At 36.2% G+C, this 15290-nt stretch carries 31 protein-coding genes; all 31 read right to left on the bottom strand.

The genetic code is table 11. From position 1 onward, the window contains the following. Positions 1 to 9: 9 nt before the first annotated feature. Positions 10 to 960: a DNA-directed RNA polymerase subunit alpha gene (locus HSACCH_RS00530; RefSeq protein ID WP_005487038.1), complete on the bottom strand. Its 951-nt coding sequence runs from the start codon at positions 958 to 960 to the stop codon at positions 10 to 12. 52 nt (positions 961 to 1012) lie between these two features. After that, complete coding sequence (rpsD, locus tag HSACCH_RS00525) at positions 1013 to 1639, bottom strand: 30S ribosomal protein S4 (protein ID WP_005487036.1); 627 nt, start codon at positions 1637 to 1639, stop codon at positions 1013 to 1015. 28 nt (positions 1640 to 1667) lie between these two features. Further along, positions 1668 to 2069 (bottom strand): 30S ribosomal protein S11, encoded by a 402-nt coding sequence (rpsK, locus tag HSACCH_RS00520; RefSeq protein WP_005487035.1) that lies wholly within the window; start codon positions 2067 to 2069, stop codon positions 1668 to 1670. A 19-nt stretch (positions 2070 to 2088) separates the two neighbouring features. Continuing rightward, complete coding sequence (gene rpsM / locus HSACCH_RS00515) at positions 2089 to 2472, bottom strand: 30S ribosomal protein S13 (RefSeq protein WP_005487033.1); 384 nt, start codon at positions 2470 to 2472, stop codon at positions 2089 to 2091. A 20-nt stretch (positions 2473 to 2492) separates the two neighbouring features. Continuing rightward, positions 2493 to 2606, bottom strand: coding sequence for a 50S ribosomal protein L36 (gene rpmJ / locus HSACCH_RS00510; RefSeq protein ID WP_005487032.1), 114 nt, complete (start codon positions 2604 to 2606; stop codon positions 2493 to 2495). A gap of 23 nt (positions 2607 to 2629) precedes the next feature. After that, positions 2630 to 2854, bottom strand: a complete 225-nt coding sequence (gene infA / locus HSACCH_RS00505; RefSeq protein WP_005487029.1) for a translation initiation factor IF-1 — start codon at positions 2852 to 2854, stop codon at positions 2630 to 2632. 3 nt (positions 2855 to 2857) lie between these two features. Continuing rightward, positions 2858 to 3142 (bottom strand): KOW domain-containing RNA-binding protein, encoded by a 285-nt coding sequence (locus HSACCH_RS00500; protein WP_005487028.1) that lies wholly within the window; start codon positions 3140 to 3142, stop codon positions 2858 to 2860. An 80-nt stretch (positions 3143 to 3222) separates the two neighbouring features. Then, positions 3223 to 3972: a type I methionyl aminopeptidase gene (map, locus tag HSACCH_RS00495; protein ID WP_005487026.1), complete on the bottom strand. Its 750-nt coding sequence runs from the start codon at positions 3970 to 3972 to the stop codon at positions 3223 to 3225. After that, positions 3972 to 4622, bottom strand: a complete 651-nt coding sequence (locus tag HSACCH_RS00490; RefSeq protein WP_005487024.1) for an adenylate kinase — start codon at positions 4620 to 4622, stop codon at positions 3972 to 3974. Before HSACCH_RS00490 ends, map begins: the two co-directional genes overlap by 1 nt. Before the next feature lie 16 nt (positions 4623 to 4638). Continuing rightward, positions 4639 to 5907 carry a preprotein translocase subunit SecY gene (gene secY / locus HSACCH_RS00485; RefSeq protein WP_005487023.1) on the bottom strand — a complete coding sequence of 423 codons (1269 nt, stop codon included), beginning with the start codon at positions 5905 to 5907 and terminating at the stop codon, positions 4639 to 4641. A 1-nt stretch (position 5908) separates the two neighbouring features. Further along, positions 5909 to 6352 (bottom strand): 50S ribosomal protein L15, encoded by a 444-nt coding sequence (gene rplO, locus HSACCH_RS00480; RefSeq protein WP_005487022.1) that lies wholly within the window; start codon positions 6350 to 6352, stop codon positions 5909 to 5911. A 19-nt stretch (positions 6353 to 6371) separates the two neighbouring features. Next, positions 6372 to 6872, bottom strand: a complete 501-nt coding sequence (gene rpsE / locus HSACCH_RS00475) for a 30S ribosomal protein S5 (protein WP_005487021.1) — start codon at positions 6870 to 6872, stop codon at positions 6372 to 6374. A gap of 16 nt (positions 6873 to 6888) precedes the next feature. Continuing rightward, positions 6889 to 7245 (bottom strand): 50S ribosomal protein L18, encoded by a 357-nt coding sequence (gene rplR / locus HSACCH_RS00470; RefSeq protein ID WP_005487020.1) that lies wholly within the window; start codon positions 7243 to 7245, stop codon positions 6889 to 6891. A gap of 18 nt (positions 7246 to 7263) precedes the next feature. Beyond that, a complete protein-coding gene (gene rplF, locus HSACCH_RS00465; RefSeq protein WP_005487019.1) occupies positions 7264 to 7797 on the bottom strand; it encodes a 50S ribosomal protein L6 in 534 nt (177 codons plus the stop codon). Positions 7798 to 7838: 41 nt separating this feature from the next. Then, a complete protein-coding gene (gene rpsH / locus HSACCH_RS00460) occupies positions 7839 to 8237 on the bottom strand; it encodes a 30S ribosomal protein S8 (RefSeq protein ID WP_005487018.1) in 399 nt (132 codons plus the stop codon). A gap of 20 nt (positions 8238 to 8257) precedes the next feature. Then, positions 8258 to 8443 carry a type Z 30S ribosomal protein S14 gene (locus HSACCH_RS00455; protein WP_005487017.1) on the bottom strand — a complete coding sequence of 62 codons (186 nt, stop codon included), beginning with the start codon at positions 8441 to 8443 and terminating at the stop codon, positions 8258 to 8260. 27 nt (positions 8444 to 8470) lie between these two features. Continuing rightward, a complete protein-coding gene (rplE, locus tag HSACCH_RS00450) occupies positions 8471 to 9010 on the bottom strand; it encodes a 50S ribosomal protein L5 (RefSeq protein WP_005487016.1) in 540 nt (179 codons plus the stop codon). Between the two features lie 22 nt (positions 9011 to 9032). Beyond that, positions 9033 to 9347, bottom strand: coding sequence for a 50S ribosomal protein L24 (gene rplX, locus HSACCH_RS00445; RefSeq protein WP_005487015.1), 315 nt, complete (start codon positions 9345 to 9347; stop codon positions 9033 to 9035). 15 nt (positions 9348 to 9362) lie between these two features. Beyond that, on the bottom strand, positions 9363 to 9731 hold the full coding sequence (gene rplN, locus HSACCH_RS00440; RefSeq protein ID WP_005487014.1) for a 50S ribosomal protein L14: 369 nt from the start codon (positions 9729 to 9731) through the stop codon (positions 9363 to 9365). 29 nt (positions 9732 to 9760) lie between these two features. Next, positions 9761 to 10015, bottom strand: a complete 255-nt coding sequence (gene rpsQ, locus HSACCH_RS00435) for a 30S ribosomal protein S17 (protein WP_005487013.1) — start codon at positions 10013 to 10015, stop codon at positions 9761 to 9763. Positions 10016 to 10039: 24 nt separating this feature from the next. Beyond that, positions 10040 to 10243: a 50S ribosomal protein L29 gene (gene rpmC / locus HSACCH_RS00430; protein ID WP_005487012.1), complete on the bottom strand. Its 204-nt coding sequence runs from the start codon at positions 10241 to 10243 to the stop codon at positions 10040 to 10042. Then, entirely contained in the window at positions 10233 to 10667 is a 435-nt protein-coding gene (gene rplP, locus HSACCH_RS00425; protein WP_005487011.1) for a 50S ribosomal protein L16, read from the bottom strand. The genes rpmC and rplP overlap by 11 nt, the downstream gene beginning before the upstream one ends. A 29-nt stretch (positions 10668 to 10696) precedes the next feature. Beyond that, entirely contained in the window at positions 10697 to 11341 is a 645-nt protein-coding gene (gene rpsC / locus HSACCH_RS00420) for a 30S ribosomal protein S3 (RefSeq protein WP_005487008.1), read from the bottom strand. Between the two features lie 3 nt (positions 11342 to 11344). Beyond that, positions 11345 to 11686 (bottom strand): 50S ribosomal protein L22, encoded by a 342-nt coding sequence (gene rplV / locus HSACCH_RS00415; protein ID WP_005487006.1) that lies wholly within the window; start codon positions 11684 to 11686, stop codon positions 11345 to 11347. A gap of 31 nt (positions 11687 to 11717) precedes the next feature. Next, positions 11718 to 12002, bottom strand: coding sequence for a 30S ribosomal protein S19 (rpsS, locus tag HSACCH_RS00410; protein WP_005487004.1), 285 nt, complete (start codon positions 12000 to 12002; stop codon positions 11718 to 11720). A gap of 18 nt (positions 12003 to 12020) precedes the next feature. After that, on the bottom strand, positions 12021 to 12857 hold the full coding sequence (rplB, locus tag HSACCH_RS00405; protein ID WP_005487002.1) for a 50S ribosomal protein L2: 837 nt from the start codon (positions 12855 to 12857) through the stop codon (positions 12021 to 12023). A gap of 28 nt (positions 12858 to 12885) precedes the next feature. After that, entirely contained in the window at positions 12886 to 13176 is a 291-nt protein-coding gene (rplW, locus tag HSACCH_RS00400) for a 50S ribosomal protein L23 (protein WP_005487000.1), read from the bottom strand. Next, entirely contained in the window at positions 13173 to 13802 is a 630-nt protein-coding gene (gene rplD / locus HSACCH_RS00395; protein WP_005486999.1) for a 50S ribosomal protein L4, read from the bottom strand. The genes rplW and rplD overlap by 4 nt, the downstream gene beginning before the upstream one ends. Before the next feature lie 25 nt (positions 13803 to 13827). Then, positions 13828 to 14448 (bottom strand): 50S ribosomal protein L3, encoded by a 621-nt coding sequence (rplC, locus tag HSACCH_RS00390; RefSeq protein ID WP_005486997.1) that lies wholly within the window; start codon positions 14446 to 14448, stop codon positions 13828 to 13830. A gap of 21 nt (positions 14449 to 14469) precedes the next feature. Continuing rightward, positions 14470 to 14781 (bottom strand): 30S ribosomal protein S10, encoded by a 312-nt coding sequence (gene rpsJ, locus HSACCH_RS00385; protein WP_005486996.1) that lies wholly within the window; start codon positions 14779 to 14781, stop codon positions 14470 to 14472. Between the two features lie 85 nt (positions 14782 to 14866). Continuing rightward, on the bottom strand, positions 14867 to 15290 hold a 424-nt coding region (locus HSACCH_RS00380), incomplete at its 5' end, for an EF-Tu C-terminal domain-related protein (RefSeq protein ID WP_040476891.1).

Here is a 15290-nt window from a genome sequence, read left to right as displayed (position 1 = left end):
AATCCCTCCTTAAATTTCATTCTCTTTTAAATCTAGTTCAAGTTCATCTAATTTATCTTTAATTTCTTTTAAGGATTTTTTTCCTAGATTACGGACTTTCATCAGATCATCTTCAGTTTTGTCAACTAATTCTTCAACAGTATTGATACCTGCTCGTTTTAGACAATTAGAAGAACGTACTGATAGTTCCAATTCTTCAATTGTAGTATCCAGAATTTTATCCTTTTCTTCTTCTTCTACTTCAACCATGATTTCTACATCTTCTATTTCATCAGTTAAATTGATAAACAATTCAAGATGCTCAACCATAATTTTAGCAGCAAGACTGATAGCATCATCAGGATGAATACTACCATTAGTATTAACTTCTAAAACTAAACGGTCAAAGTCAGTTACCTGACCAACTCTGGTGTTTTCAATGTTAAAATTAGCTCTTTCAATAGGGCTATAAGAAGCATCTATTGGAATTAAACCAATAACATTATCATCAAATAAATCTTTGTTTTCTTCAGCGGTATGATAACCTCTACCTTTATGAACAGTTGCTTCTAAAACTAATCTGCCATCTTCAGCAAGTGTTGCTATATGATGATCTTTATTAACTACCTGAACATCACCTGAAGAAACAAAGTCACCAGCTGTTACCTCTCCTTCTCCTTCTGCCTCTAATCTAATAGTTGTTTCTTCTTCACCAGAATATTTAACAACTACCTCTTTTAGATTCAAAATAAGATCGGTCATATCTTCAACTACTCCTGGAATAGCTGAAAACTCATGTTTAACTCCCTCTACTTTAACTGAAGTAAGTGCAGCTCCAGGTAAAGAAGAAAGTAAAATACGACGCAAAGAATTACCAAGAGTAGTACCATAACCTCTTTCTAAAGGAGAAATTTCATAACGACCATAGTTGTTTTCATTGCCTCCAAGTCTTTCCACACGTGGTTTTTCTATTTCTATCATATTATCAGCTTACCCTCCTTATAATAATAAATTCATGACTGAGGGTATTCATTTACCGTGAATAATACTCGACAATCAGGTGCTCTTCTACCGGATAATCGATATCTTCCCTCTCTGGTAATCCAACAACTGTACCTTCAGCTTTTTCAAGATCAGAATTAACCCATTCTTGTGTTGCAAAATCTGCATTGTATTCAAAGACTTCTTTAAAGCGCTTAGACTTGCGGCTTGAATCTTTAACACTGATAACATCATCTACATCAACTTGATATGAAGGAATGTCTACTTTACGGCCATTTACTTTAATATGTCCGTGTAATACAAACTGTCTTGCTTCATTACGTGAACTTGCAAAACCCATTCTGTAAACAATATTATCTAATCTTCTTTCCAATAATTGAAGGAAGTTCTCACCTGTAACACCATTAATGTTTTCGGCTTTTTCGAAATAATTACGGAACTGTTTTTCCATAATTCCATAAATTCTTCTAACTTTCTGCTTTTCTCTTAACTGTGAACCATATTCAGATACTTTGTGACGACCTTGACCATGTTCACCAGGAACATAAGGTCTACGATCAAAAGAACATTTATCACTATAACAACGAGCGCCTTTTAAATATAATTTTTCACCTTCGCGCCTGCATAATTTACAAACTGAACCTGTATATCTTGCCATTTTTACACCTCAACTTTCTATTATATAATTATATACGTCTTCTTTTTGGGGGTCTACATCCATTATGTGGGATAGGAGTAATATCTTTAATTAAAGTAATATTTAAACCTGCTGACTGCAGAGTTCTAATAGCTGATTCTCTACCAGAACCAGGTCCTTTAACAAAGATCTCAATATCCTTCATTCCCATATCTTTTGCTTCTTCAGCAGCATTTTCTGCAGCTAACTGAGCAGCAAAAGGAGTACTTTTTCTTGAACCTTTATAACCAACTTTTCCAGCACTTGACCAGGCAACTACTTTACCTTCTTCATCAGTAATTGAAATAATTGTATTATTAAATGTAGATTTAATATGCGCCTGACCTTTTTCTATATTACGTTTTACTTTTTTTCTTCTGCGAGTTTTTTTCTTATTCTTAGATTTAGCCATTAATTAAATTCCCTCCTTACTATTTTGGAGTCACTGAACGGGACTTGATACCAACAGTCTTTTTAGGTCCCTTTCGTGTACGAGCATTTGTTTTAGTTCTCTGACCGCGCACAGGTAAACCTCTACGATGACGGAGACCACGGTAACAACCAATATCCTTTAATCTTTTAATATCAGCTCTTTTTTCTCTTCGTAATTCACCTTCAACCATATAATTATTATCAATTTCACTTCTTAAATCTGAAATTTCAGCTTCAGTTAAATCTTTAATTCTTGTATCAGGATCAATACCTGTACTTTCAATAATTTTTTGAGAAGTAGTTTTACCAATACCATAAATATATGTCAATCCAATTTCTACCCTTTTATTTCTAGGAAGATCAACACCTTCAATTCTAGCCATGATTTCACCTCCAGTATTTTTTATCCCTGACGCTGTTTATGCTTGGGATTTTCACAAATAACCATTACTTTACCATTGCGTCTGATAACTTTACATTTATCACAAATCGGCTTAACTGATGGTCTTACTTTCATTAACAATCACCCCTTGTGGTAATTTATTTCGCTTTATGTCGATAAGTTATCCGGCCACGACTCAAGTCATAGGGAGAAAGTTCTACTGTTACCTTGTCACCAGGTAAGATTCGTATAAAATTCATCCTCATTTTTCCTGAAACATGTGCCAGAACTTTGTGTCCGTTTTCCAATTCTACTCTAAACATTGCATTTGGCAGGGGTTCAACTACTGTACCCTGGACTTCAATAGGATCTTCTTTTGCCATAAATTATTTTACCTCCTCTTTGCTGAGATAATCCTTTAAAACTAAGCGAACATCTTCACTACGCACCCTTTTTTTACTGTTTAACCAGCTCAAAAATTGTTCTGAAATCTCTCCAGTGCTTTCTATATGTTTGCTGTTTTTATATTTTGGATTATTAAATTTCCTCTTCACACCATCAACAACTTTTAATTTATTTTTAGAATTATTATCTATTACTAAATAATAACTTCCTTTATCTCTGCCGGCAGTTGACCTAACAATTTCGCCAACTTTAAAAGCAGTATCCAAAAATATCACTCTTTTCTCTGTGCATCTTTTTACACGCACTGTTCATTATACCATAGATAAGATGAGCTCTGCAATAAAAGTTAAAGTTTACTTAATATTTCAACTCCATTTTTAGTTATTGCAATAGTATGCTCAAAGTGAGCAGATAAACTTCTATCTTTTGTTACTACTGTCCAATCATCTTCTAATGTTTCGACTTCGTAACTACCAATATTAACCATTGGCTCTATAGCAAGGGTCATACCTTTTTTAAGTTTTGGACCCTTTCCTGCTGGTCCAAAATTAGGTATCTGTGGATCTTCATGCATATCACGTCCTATGCCATGACCTACGTAATCACGAACCACAGAAAACCCATTTTTTTCAACATATTCTTGTACAGCATGAGAAATATCAAATAATCTGTTGCCGATAACTGCTTTTTCTAATCCTTTAAGAAGAGATCCTTCTGTTATTTCTAATAACTTACTGGCATTTTCAGAAATTGATCCAACCGCATGTGTTCTGGCAGCATCACCATTAAATCCTTCGTAAAAAGTTCCAATGTCAATACTAACTATATCACCGTCTTCTAAATAGCGATGTTCTGCAGGAATACCGTGTACAACTTCTTCATTAATTGAAATACAAACTGAAGCTGGAAAACCCTGATAACCTTTAAAAGAGGGCACTGCCCCTTTACTACGAATAAATTCATCAGCAAGTCTATCCAACTCTGCTGTTGAAATACCAGGTTTGATCTTTTCAGATAGATATGCATGTGTTTGAGCAACTATCTGATTTGCTTCCCGCATTATATCAATTTCTCGACTCGATTTCAAGATAATCATTATTTGTTCGCCTCAATTAATTTCATAAGTCTTGCCTGTACTTTATCAATTCCACCAGTACTTTCAACTTCATGCAGTATTCCTTTATTTTGATAATAATCTGCAAGTTTAGCAGTTTTCTCTTTATTAACTTCAATTCTTTTCTTTACAGTTTTTTCCTGATCATCACTACGCTGAATTAGTTCTCCTCCACACTTATCACATACACCTTCAACTTCAGGTGGATCATTTTTTACATGATAAGTAGCTCCACAATCAACACAAACTCTACGTCCAGCTAACCTTTCAACTAAAATATCAATCTCAGCCTGCAGATAAATAGCTAAATCAAGCTCTCTATTCTGCTCGGATAAAATTTCATCCAGAGCTTCAGCCTGTGCAATTGTGCGTGGAAAACCATCTAAGATAAATCCATCTTTACAATCAGATTCTTTTAATCTCTCTTCAACAATGCCGATTGTAACTTCATCTGGTACTAATTCACCAGCATCAATAAATGACTTAGCTTTTTTTCCCAAAGGAGTTTTATTTTTAATTGCTTTTCTAAAAATATCACCTGTAGCAATGTGTGGAATTTCAAGCTTATCTTCTAATTTCTTTGCCTGAGTTCCCTTACCAACACCCGGTAAACCCAGTAATATCATATCCATTTTATTTCCTCCTTATTTACTTCATGAAACCTTCATAATGTCTCATCAGGAGATGGGATTCGATCTGTTCCATAGTTTTTAAAGCTACACCTACCATAATAATTAGAGATGTACCTCCGAAACTAATTGTTACACCGGTCAATGGCTGCATAGCAAAAGGAAGTAATGCAACTATTGTTAAGAAAATAGCTCCTGCAAGTGTAACTCTCATTAATACTCTATCTAAATAATTGATAGTTGGTCTTCCAGGTCTAATACCAGGAATAAAACCACCATATTTTTTCATATTATCTGCTACTTCTTCAGGATTAAATGTAATAGCAGTATAGAAATAGGTAAAGAATAAAATCATCAGACCATATAATACCATATAAAGTGTTGAACCAGGGCTAATTGCACTTGCTAAACCAGCTGCCCAATCATAAGGTAATACCTGAGCTATAATCCCTGGAAACAAAAGCACAGATGAAGCAAAAATTACAGGAATTACTCCAGCCTGATTGATCTTCATTGGAATATGAGTGCTTCTACCACCATAAACTCTACGGCCCACAATTCTTTTTGAATATTGAACCGGAATTCTTCTTTCACCCTGCTGCACAAAGATAATACCAGCAACAATAATTATTGCTAAAACAATAAAAATAAGGATGTTTAAAACTGAAATTGTTCCTGCCTGTAATAATTCATATGTGTTATACATGTCTGATGGAAAACGAGAAATTATAGATGTGAAAATGATAATTGAAATACCATTTCCAATCCCTTTATCCGTAATTTGCTCACCTAACCACATCAAAAAGGCTGTTCCTGCAGTTAAACTCACAATTATCAAAGCAATATCAAATGCAGTTGCATTAGGTACTGCTCCAAAACGCTGAATATATAGTGTGATACCAATCGCCTGAATTACAGCAAGTACAATTGTACCATATCTAGTATATTGAGCAATTTTTTTACGGCCCTCATTACCCTGTTTAGAAAGTTCTTCTAATTTAGGTATAACAACAGTTAATAACTGTAAAATAATCGAAGCAGTAATGTAGGGAGTAATGCTCATCGCAAAAATTGTAAAGTTACTTAACGCACCACCTGCAAATAAGTCTAAAAAGTCAAGTGCTCCGCCAAAGTTTCCACCAAAAAGTCTTTCCTGAAGCAATGCCACATCTACTCCAGGAACAGGTATATGTGCTCCCAGGCGGTAAACTGCCATCATAGCAAGCATGAATAAAACTTTATTTCTAAGTTCTTTTACTTTAAAAACATTACCGAGAGCCTTAATCAACTTAAATCACCTCTGACTTTCCGCCAGCAGCTTCTATTTTCTTTCTGGCAGAAGCAGTAAATGCATGTGCTTTTACATCAAGGGCAATATTAACTTCACCTTTGCCCAAAATTTTAACACCATTTTTAGCAATACCATCAATAATTCCCTGTTCTAATAATATTTCAGGTGTTACAGTATCATCATCAGAAAATCTATTTAATTGGTATACATTAACTTCATTAAATTCTTTTTTAAATTTATTATTAAATCCTCGTTTTGGAAGACGTCTGAACAGTGGAGTTTGTCCACCTTCAAATGTTGGGCGTACTTCTCCTCCTGCACGAGAGTTCTGTCCATTTGCACCTCTACCGGAAGTATATCCGCGACCAGAGCCAGTACCACGACCAACTCTTTTGCGATTTTTCTTATATCCAGCAGCAGGCTTAAGATTATTTAATTTCATCCTTACACCTCCTTAATAATTATCCAATTAATTCTTCTACAGATTTACCTCTTAATTTGGCAACTTCTTCTGCACTCTTAAGTTCACTTAGACCTGTAATTGTAGCATTGATCATATTAATTGGATTTGATGTTCCCAGAGACTTAGTTAAAATATCACTAATACCTGCAAGCTCAATTACCGCACGAACAGGTCCACCAGCAATAACACCAGTACCAGGAGCAGCTGGCTTAAGTAATACTCTTCCAGCACCAAAAACTCCAGTTTTCTCATGGGGAATTGTAGTTTCTACAATTGGAACTTTGATTAATTCTTTTTTAGCTGCATCAATACCTTTTCTGATGGCTTCAGGTACTTCATTTGCTTTACCAATACCTGCACCAACATGGCCTTCTCCATCCCCTACAACTACAAGGGCACTGAAGCTAAATCTACGGCCACCTTTTACAACCTTAGCAACACGGTTAATATTAACAACGCGCTCGTCAAGGTCGAGTTTATCAGCATTAATTTTACTCATTAATTTACCTCCTTATTTAAAACTTTAGCCCTTCCTCGCGGGCAGCATCAGCCAGAGCTTTTACTCGGCCATGATATTTATATCCACTTCTATCAAATACTACTGTATCCACACCTTTTTCCAGTGCTCTACTTGCAGCCAACTCTCCTACTTTTTTAGCAGCCTCTTCATTACTTGCCACTTCAATTGAATCGCGAAGAGCTGGATCTAAAGTAGATGCAGAAGCAATAGTTTCTCCAGATAAATCATCTATAATTTGCACATAAATATGCTTTAAACTGCGGGTTACATTCATTCTCGGACGAGAAGGTGTTCCCACAACTTTATTTCTAATTCTCTGATGGCGTTTTTGTCTTGCTTCTCTTTTTCCCATCACATTCACTCCTTTCTATTAACCAGTTTTACCGACCTTACGTCTAATATGTTCTCCAACATATTTAATTCCTTTACCTTTGTAAGGTTCTGGTTTTCTTACTTCACGAATCTTAGCTGCTGTATCACCAACACGCTGTTTATCTATACCTTTAACTGTGATATTTGTGTTTTTTTCAACTTCAAAAGAAATATCACCTTCAGCTTCAATAATTACCGGGTGAGAATATCCAACTTCAAGTTTAAGTTTATCTCCCTGTACCTGAGCGTTATATCCTACACCTACCATTTCTAATTTCTTTTCAAAGCCTTTGCTAACACCCTCAACCATACCTTCAATTAAGCTTCTAACTAAACCGTGCATGGAGCGTGATTCGATATCATCGCCATTGCGTTCAACAACAATTTCATTATCGTCAACTTTGATATCAATACCAGCTTTAAAAGTTCTTTCTAATTCTCCTAATGGACCTGTAATTTTTATAGTTTGATCATTAACAGCTACTTCTACTTTTTCTGGTATTTCAATAGGTAGATCACCAATACGTGACATAAATTTCACCTCCGTAGATTTTATCTAAAGAAGCTCTCTAATTACCAAACATAACAGAGAACTTCTCCACCAATTCCTTTTTCTCTTGCTTCTTTATCGCTCATAACACCCTGGGAAGTAGAAACCACTGCGATTCCTAAACCACCTAGAACCTTAGGAACTTCATCTTTGCCCACATATACTCTTAAACCAGGCTTACTTATTCTCTTGATTCCACTTATAACTTTTTCGTCATTATCTCCGTATTTTAAATATACCCGAATCATGTTCTGAGGTTTTCTTTCAACTAATTTTACATCATTAATGAAACCTTCGTCTTTTAAAAGTTCACCAATGCTGGTTTTAACCTTAGAAGCGGGAATATCAACTCTATCTTTCCCAACACTATTAGCATTGCGAATCCGGGTAAGCATATCTGCTATTGGATCTGTTAAATTCATTTACAAACCTCCTTCCAGTTTTACCAGCTTGCTTTTTTAACTCCAGGAATTTCGCCTTTATGGGCTAATTCTCGGAAACAAATTCTGCATAAATCAAATTTTCTCATATATCCACGTGAACGTCCACATCTACTGCATCGATTCACTTTACGTGTCTCATATTTAGGCTCTTTATTAGCCTTTTCGATTAGAGCTTTACGTGCCAAACTAAACCCCCCTTAATTTATAGGTCTTTACTTCTTATAAGGCATTCCCATTAATGATAATAATTCAAATGCTTCTTCATCTGTTTCAGCAGAAGTTACAATAGTAATCTCCATACCGTGAACATCATCAACATCATCAATATTTATTTCAGGGAAAACAGTGTGTTCGCTTATTCCTAAACTGTAATTACCGCGACCATCAAATGATTTAGGAGATACACCTCTAAAATCTCGGATACGTGGCATTGTAACATTAATCAATTTATATAAAAACTCAAACATCTGCTCACCGCGAAGAGTAACTTTTACTCCAACTGGCATACCTTCTCTAATTTTAAAATTAGCGATAGATTTTTTTGCCCGAGTTACAGTAGGACTTTGTCCAGTTATTCTTGCGATCTCATCAACAACAGTATCCAGAAGTTTAGTATCTTCTTTAGCATCTCCTAACCCAACATTAACAACTATTTTTTCTAATTTTGGAGCTTCCATTACATTATTGTAATTAAATTTCTCCATCAGTTGAGGTAGAATTTCTTCTTTATATTCATTAGCTAATACTGACATTTCTGGACCTCCTTCCGCTTATTTATTTATCAACTACTTCATCACATTTTTTGCATTTTCTTACTTTAGTTCCATCATCTAAACGTTCTGCGCCAACCCTTGTCTTTTCATCACAACGGGGGCAGACGAGTTGAACATTTGAAGCATGAATTGCTGCTTCGTTTTCTATAATTCCACCCTGTGGCATATCCTGAGTAGGACTTACGTGACGGTTTACAATATTTACACCTTCCACGATTACGCGATCTTTTTTAGGAATAACTTTTAAAATCTCACCGCGTTTACCTTTATCTTTTCCAGAAATAACTTCCACAGTGTCACCTTTTTTAATTCTCAATCCAATCCCCTCCTTCTATAATACCTCCGGTGCAAGGGAGATAATCTTCATATAATTCTTTTCCCTTAATTCACGGGTCACAGGACCAAAAATACGTGTACCCTTAGGATTATTATTGTCATCTATTATTACTGCTGCATTTTCATCAAATCTAATATAGGTGCCGTCTTTGCGCTTTAAGGATTTCTTGGTTCTAACAACTACTGCTTTAGCAACCTCACCTTTTTTAACCATTCCGTTTGGAATAGCCTCTTTGACGCTGACTACTATAGTGTCTCCAACTTTTGCATATTTCTTTTTGGAGCCTCCAAGTACCTTAATACATAAAAGTTCGCGGGCACCTGAATTATCCGCTACCTTTAAACGGCTTTCAGATTGTATCATTTTCAGGCCCTCCTTTCTACTACCAGGACTTATTTTGCTTTTTCAATAATTTCGATTAGACGCCATCTTTTAGTCTTGCTTAATGGGCGTGTTTCCATAATTCTTACAATGTCACCTTCATTACAAACATTATCTTCGTCATGAGCTGTATACTTTTTTGTTTTCTTTACAACTCTTTTATATTTAGGATGCTGTGTTCTACGTTCTACAGCGACTGTAATAGTTTTATCCATCTTGTCACTAACTACAACACCTTTTCTTTCTTTACGATTATTTCTATCCATGAGAAACCTCCTTTCAAAAAAGAATTAAGCCCTTTCTATATTTAGTTCTCTTTCCCGCAAAACTGTTTTAATTCGGGCAATAATTCTTTTAACCTCTTTAATCCTCATAGGATTATCCAACTGCGCTGTTGCATGTTGAAAGCGTAGGTTAAATAACTCTTCTTTAAATTCGCGGGCTTTTTGTTCTAACTCTGCTTCTGTTAAATTTCTTAATTCATCAGCTCTCATCGGCCTCACCATCCATTCCCTCTCTTGCTACAAATTTAGTTTTAATAGGCAGTTTGTGAGATGCAAGGCGCATCGCTTCTCTGGCAACCTCTTCCGGTACACCAGCCAACTCAAACATAATTCTACCTGGTTTTACAACAGCTACCCATTTCTCAGGTGCTCCTTTACCACTACCCATACGTGTCTCAGCAGGTTTTGCGGTTACAGGCTTATCTGGAAAAATCTTGATCCAAACTTTCCCTCCACGTTTAATGCTTCTAGTAAGGGCAACACGAGCAGCCTCTATCTGTCTATTGGTAATCCAAACCGGTTCTAAGGCCTGTAGGCCATATTCACCAAAAGTGATTTTATTTCCCCGATGGGCTTTACCTTTCATTCTTCCTCTCATTTGCTTACGATGTTTTACTCTTTTAGGTACTAACATCAAAGAGCCTCCTTTCCTGCATAATCTATCTATTCATCATCCAATTCTGGAAGTATTTCTCCCTTATTAATCCAAACTTTAACTCCAATTGTTCCGTATGTTGTGTCAGCTTCTGCAAATCCGTAATCAATATCAGCTCTTAATGTATGCATTGGAACACTGCCTTCACTGTAGCCTTCACGTCTTGCCATTTCTGCTCCACCAAGACGTCCACTACTTTGAACTTTAAAACCTTCAGCTCCCATACGCATTGCACGATTCATCGCCTGTTTCATTGCTCTACGGAAAGAAATTCTTCTAACCAGCTGAGAAGCAATATTTTCAGCAACTAATTGAGCATTCATTTCTGGATCTTTTACTTCTACAACATTAATCTGTACAGTTTTACCAGTTAAAGCTTCAACTTCATTTCTCAAAGCTTCAACTTCAGATCCACCACGTCCAATAACCATTCCTGGTCTGGCAGTGTGTACATCTAATTTCAATCTATTAGCAGCTCTTTCGATTACAACTTTAGAAATTCCAGCTTCAAACATTTTCTCCTTAACATGACTTCTGATCTCACGATCTTCATTTAAAAGCTTGGAATAATCTTTTTTATCCGCATACCATTTTGCATCCCAATCTTTTATAACTCCAACTCGGAGACCATGTGGATTTATTTTATTACCCAAATTTTATCCCTCCTTTGTGTCGCTTACAACGACTGTAATATGACTTGTTCTTTTATTAATAGGGCTAGCCGATCCCTGTGCACGTGCTTTCCATCTTTTCATAGTAGGACCCTCATCAACAAAAGCTTTTTTTACATAAAGGTCATCTACAAACATATCATGATTATTTTCAGCATTAGCTGCAGCTGAATTTAATACTTTTTCTACCATCTTAGCAGCTTTTTTCGGTGTGCTTTTTAATATTGCAACTGCGGTATCAACGTCCTTACCCTTAATTAAATCTGTTACTAGACGTGCTTTGCGGGCAGTAATACGCAGGTGCTTTGCAACTGCTTTTGCTTCCATTTTAAAACCCCCTTACTATCTAAAAAATTTCTTATTTAAGTGCTGTTGAACGTTCTGTATGGCGGCTGTGACCTCTAAAGATTCTGGTTGGAGCAAATTCTCCAAGTTTATGCCCTACCATTTCTTCAGATATATATACTGGTACATGCTTACGACCATCATGAACAGCAATTGTATGTCCAACCATTTCAGGGAAAATGGTTGAGCTTCTTGACCAGGTTTTAATAACCTGTTTTTTTCCACTCTCATTCATTTCTCTGATTTTGGCAATTAGTTTCTTTGAGACGAAAGGTCCCTTTTTTATAGATCTAGCCATCAATAATCCTCCTTTCTACTATTTGCGCTTCTTATCGTGACGTGAACGGATAATATACTTATCTGAGCGCTTTGGTTTGCGTGTCTTTTTACCCATAGTAGGTTTACCCCACGGAGTTACAGGATGTCTACCAGCAGGTGATTTACCTTCTCCACCACCGTGTGGGTGGTCATGAGGATTCATAACTACACCACGTACATGAGGTCTTTTACCTTTCCAACGACTGCGTCCAGCTTTACCAACAGTAATATTTTCGTGATCAATATTACCAACCTGTCCAACAGTAGCTTTACATACATTGTGAATTAATCTAACTTCACCAGAAGGCATTTTTAAATGTACAAATTTACCTTCTTTAGCAAGAATTTGTGCCATTGTTCCAGCAGATCTTGCAATTTGTCCACCTTTACCTGCCTGCATTTCTACATTGTGTACAATTGTACCAACAGGAATATCTTTTAACCGAAGTGCATTACCGGCAGTAATATCCGCCTCTAAACCAGTATCTAAAGTGTCACCAACTTCTACTTTATTCGGTGCAAGAATATATCTTTTTTCTCCATCTGCATACTGCAGCAGAGCGATTCTTGCAGAACGATTCGGATCATATTCTATAGTCTTTACTTTAGCAGGAATTCCATCTTTATCCCGCTTAAAATCTATTATACGATAGCGGCGCTTATGTCCACCACCCTGATGACGGCTGGTAATTCTACCATTTGCGTTACGGCCACCCTTTCTTTTAATTGGAGCCAAAAGGCTTTTTTCAGGCGTATCTGTAGTAATTTCATCAAAACTAGCAACAGTCATATAACGCCTTGAAGGTGTGGTCGGTTTAAAACTTTTAATCGCCATCTTTTTTCCCTCCTTTATTAATTATTTTTTAGAGGCCTTCATAAATTTCTATTTCATCGTCCTCAGCCAGCTTAACTAAAGCTTTTTTCCAGTCTGGTTTTTTACCAACATGGAAGCCGAGTCTTCTTTTTTTACCTCTAACATTCATTGTATTAACATTTACTACCTTTACAGAGAAAATTTCTTCTACTGCATTTCTAATTTCAACTTTATTTGCATTTTTGGCTACCTTAAATGTATAAGTATTAGCCTCCTGCATTTGGTCCATAGTATTTTCAGAAATAATAGGTGCTATGATAATATCTCTTGCATCTTTCATTCGCCCAGCACCTCCTCAACCATTTTAACCGCTTCTTCGATGAAGATAACCATTTCATTATCTAAAAGATCATATGCATTTATTGAACCGGCCAGCAGAGTTTTTACATTAGGAATATTTCTAGCTGAAAGATATAAGTTTTTATCCTTTTCAGGCATTACTAAAACAACTTTTTTATCCTCTAAATTTAAATCAGCTAAAATATTAACCACTGCTTTTGTTTTTGGTTGATCAAGATCAATCTTATCAACTAAGATTAACTCATCTCTGTCAACTTTGTCAGTTAAAACAGATCTTAAGGCTAATCTTCTCATTTTTTTAGTTAGTTTTTTATCATAACTGCGAGGAGAAGGTCCAAAAGTGATTCCTCCACCTACCCATAAAGGAGATCTAATACTTCCGTGACGAGCACGTCCAGTACCTTTCTGTCTCCAGGGTTTGCGGCCACCACCGCGAACTTTACCTCTTGTTTTTGTAGAAGCATTTCCGCCTCTTCTAGCAGCTAATTGTGCATTAACTACCTGATGTACAACATGTTTATTGATTTTATCATTAAAAACAGAATCGTTTAATTCTACTTTTTCGAGTTCTTTTCCACTCTGATTGAATTTTGTTACCTGCGGCATCAAAAATCCTCCTTTCTAAACTTATTTAATTGTTAACAGATTTGATTTCAAGCACTGCTTTTTTAGCTCCTGGTACTGGACCAGCAATTAATAAAACATTACGCTCTAAATCAACTTTCACTATTTCTAAGTTTCTTTCAGTTACTCTATCATGCCCCATTCTTCCTGGCATTTTAAAGCCTTTATATACTCTTCTTGCATCAACAGCACCAATAGAACCTGGTGCACGATGGAAGTGAGAACCGTGTGTCATTGGTCCGCTATGATGATTCCATCTTTTAATATTACCAGCAAATCCTTTACCTTTGGAGATACCACTAACATTAACTTTTTCTCCTACTTCGAAAAGATCAGCTTTAATTTCACTACCTTCACTTAGTTCCATATCTAAACCTTTGAACTCTCTTAAATGTTTCTTAGGTTCTATATCACGGCTTTCAAATTGTCCAAGTTCAGGTTTGTTAAGTCTGTGCTTTTTAACTTCTCCAAATCCAAGTTGGACTGAATTATATCCATCTTTTTCTGTAGTCTTAATCTGTGTTACAACACAGGGACCGGCCTCAACTACAGTTACAGGTACCAGCTCTCCATTATCTTTAAAATACTGAGTCATACCCAGTTTTTTTCCTAATATAGCTTTCGCCATGGCCTAATACACCTCCTGACATTAAAGTTTAATTTCTATATTTACTCCTGCGGGCAAATCTAGCCTCATCAGTGAGTCTACAGTTTTTGATGTAGGATCGAGAATGTCGATCAACCTTTTATGTGTTCTCATTTCAAATTGTTCTCTTGAATCTTTATGAACATGAGGTGAGCGAAGTACGGTAAATACCTCTTTCTCTGTTGGTAGAGGTACTGGACCAGATACATCTGCACCAGTTCTCTCAGCAGTAGCAACAATCTTTTCTGCTGATTGATCTAGGAGCTCATGTTCAAAAGCTTTAAGGCGAATCCTAATTTTTTCATGTTTTGCCATTTGCTTACCTCCTTAATCTTTACGATTTAAGCTCAGTTAGGAGCATAGAAAAAGCGAGGAGACGACCTCCTCTGCTTTTTTATAATTACTCAATAATTTCAGTTACAACTCCAGCTCCTACTGTGTGACCACCTTCACGGATTGCAAAACGTAGTCCTTCTTCCATTGCTATTGGAGTGATTAGTTCTCCTGTCATCTCAATGTTATCTCCAGGCATTACCATGTCTACTCCTTCTGGTAACTGAATGTTTCCTGTTACATCTGTTGTACGGAAGTAGAACTGTGGTCTGTATCCATCAAAGAATGGTGTGTGTCTTCCACCCTCATCTTTACTTAATACATATACCTCTGCATAAAACTTTGTATGTGGTGTAATACTTCCTGGCTTTGCCAGTACCTGACCTCTTTCGATGTCTTCTCTTTTTACACCTCTTAATAATGCTCCAATGTTATCTCCTGCTACTGCTTCGTCTAACATCTTACGGAACATTTCTACTCCTGTTACTACT

It is taken from the genome of Halanaerobium saccharolyticum subsp. saccharolyticum DSM 6643 (assembly GCF_000350165.1).
GTDB classification, from domain to species: domain Bacteria; phylum Bacillota; class Halanaerobiia; order Halanaerobiales; family Halanaerobiaceae; genus Halanaerobium; species Halanaerobium saccharolyticum.
Note: the sequence above shows the minus strand (reverse complement) of the source record. Positions and strands in the feature narration are given on the sequence as shown.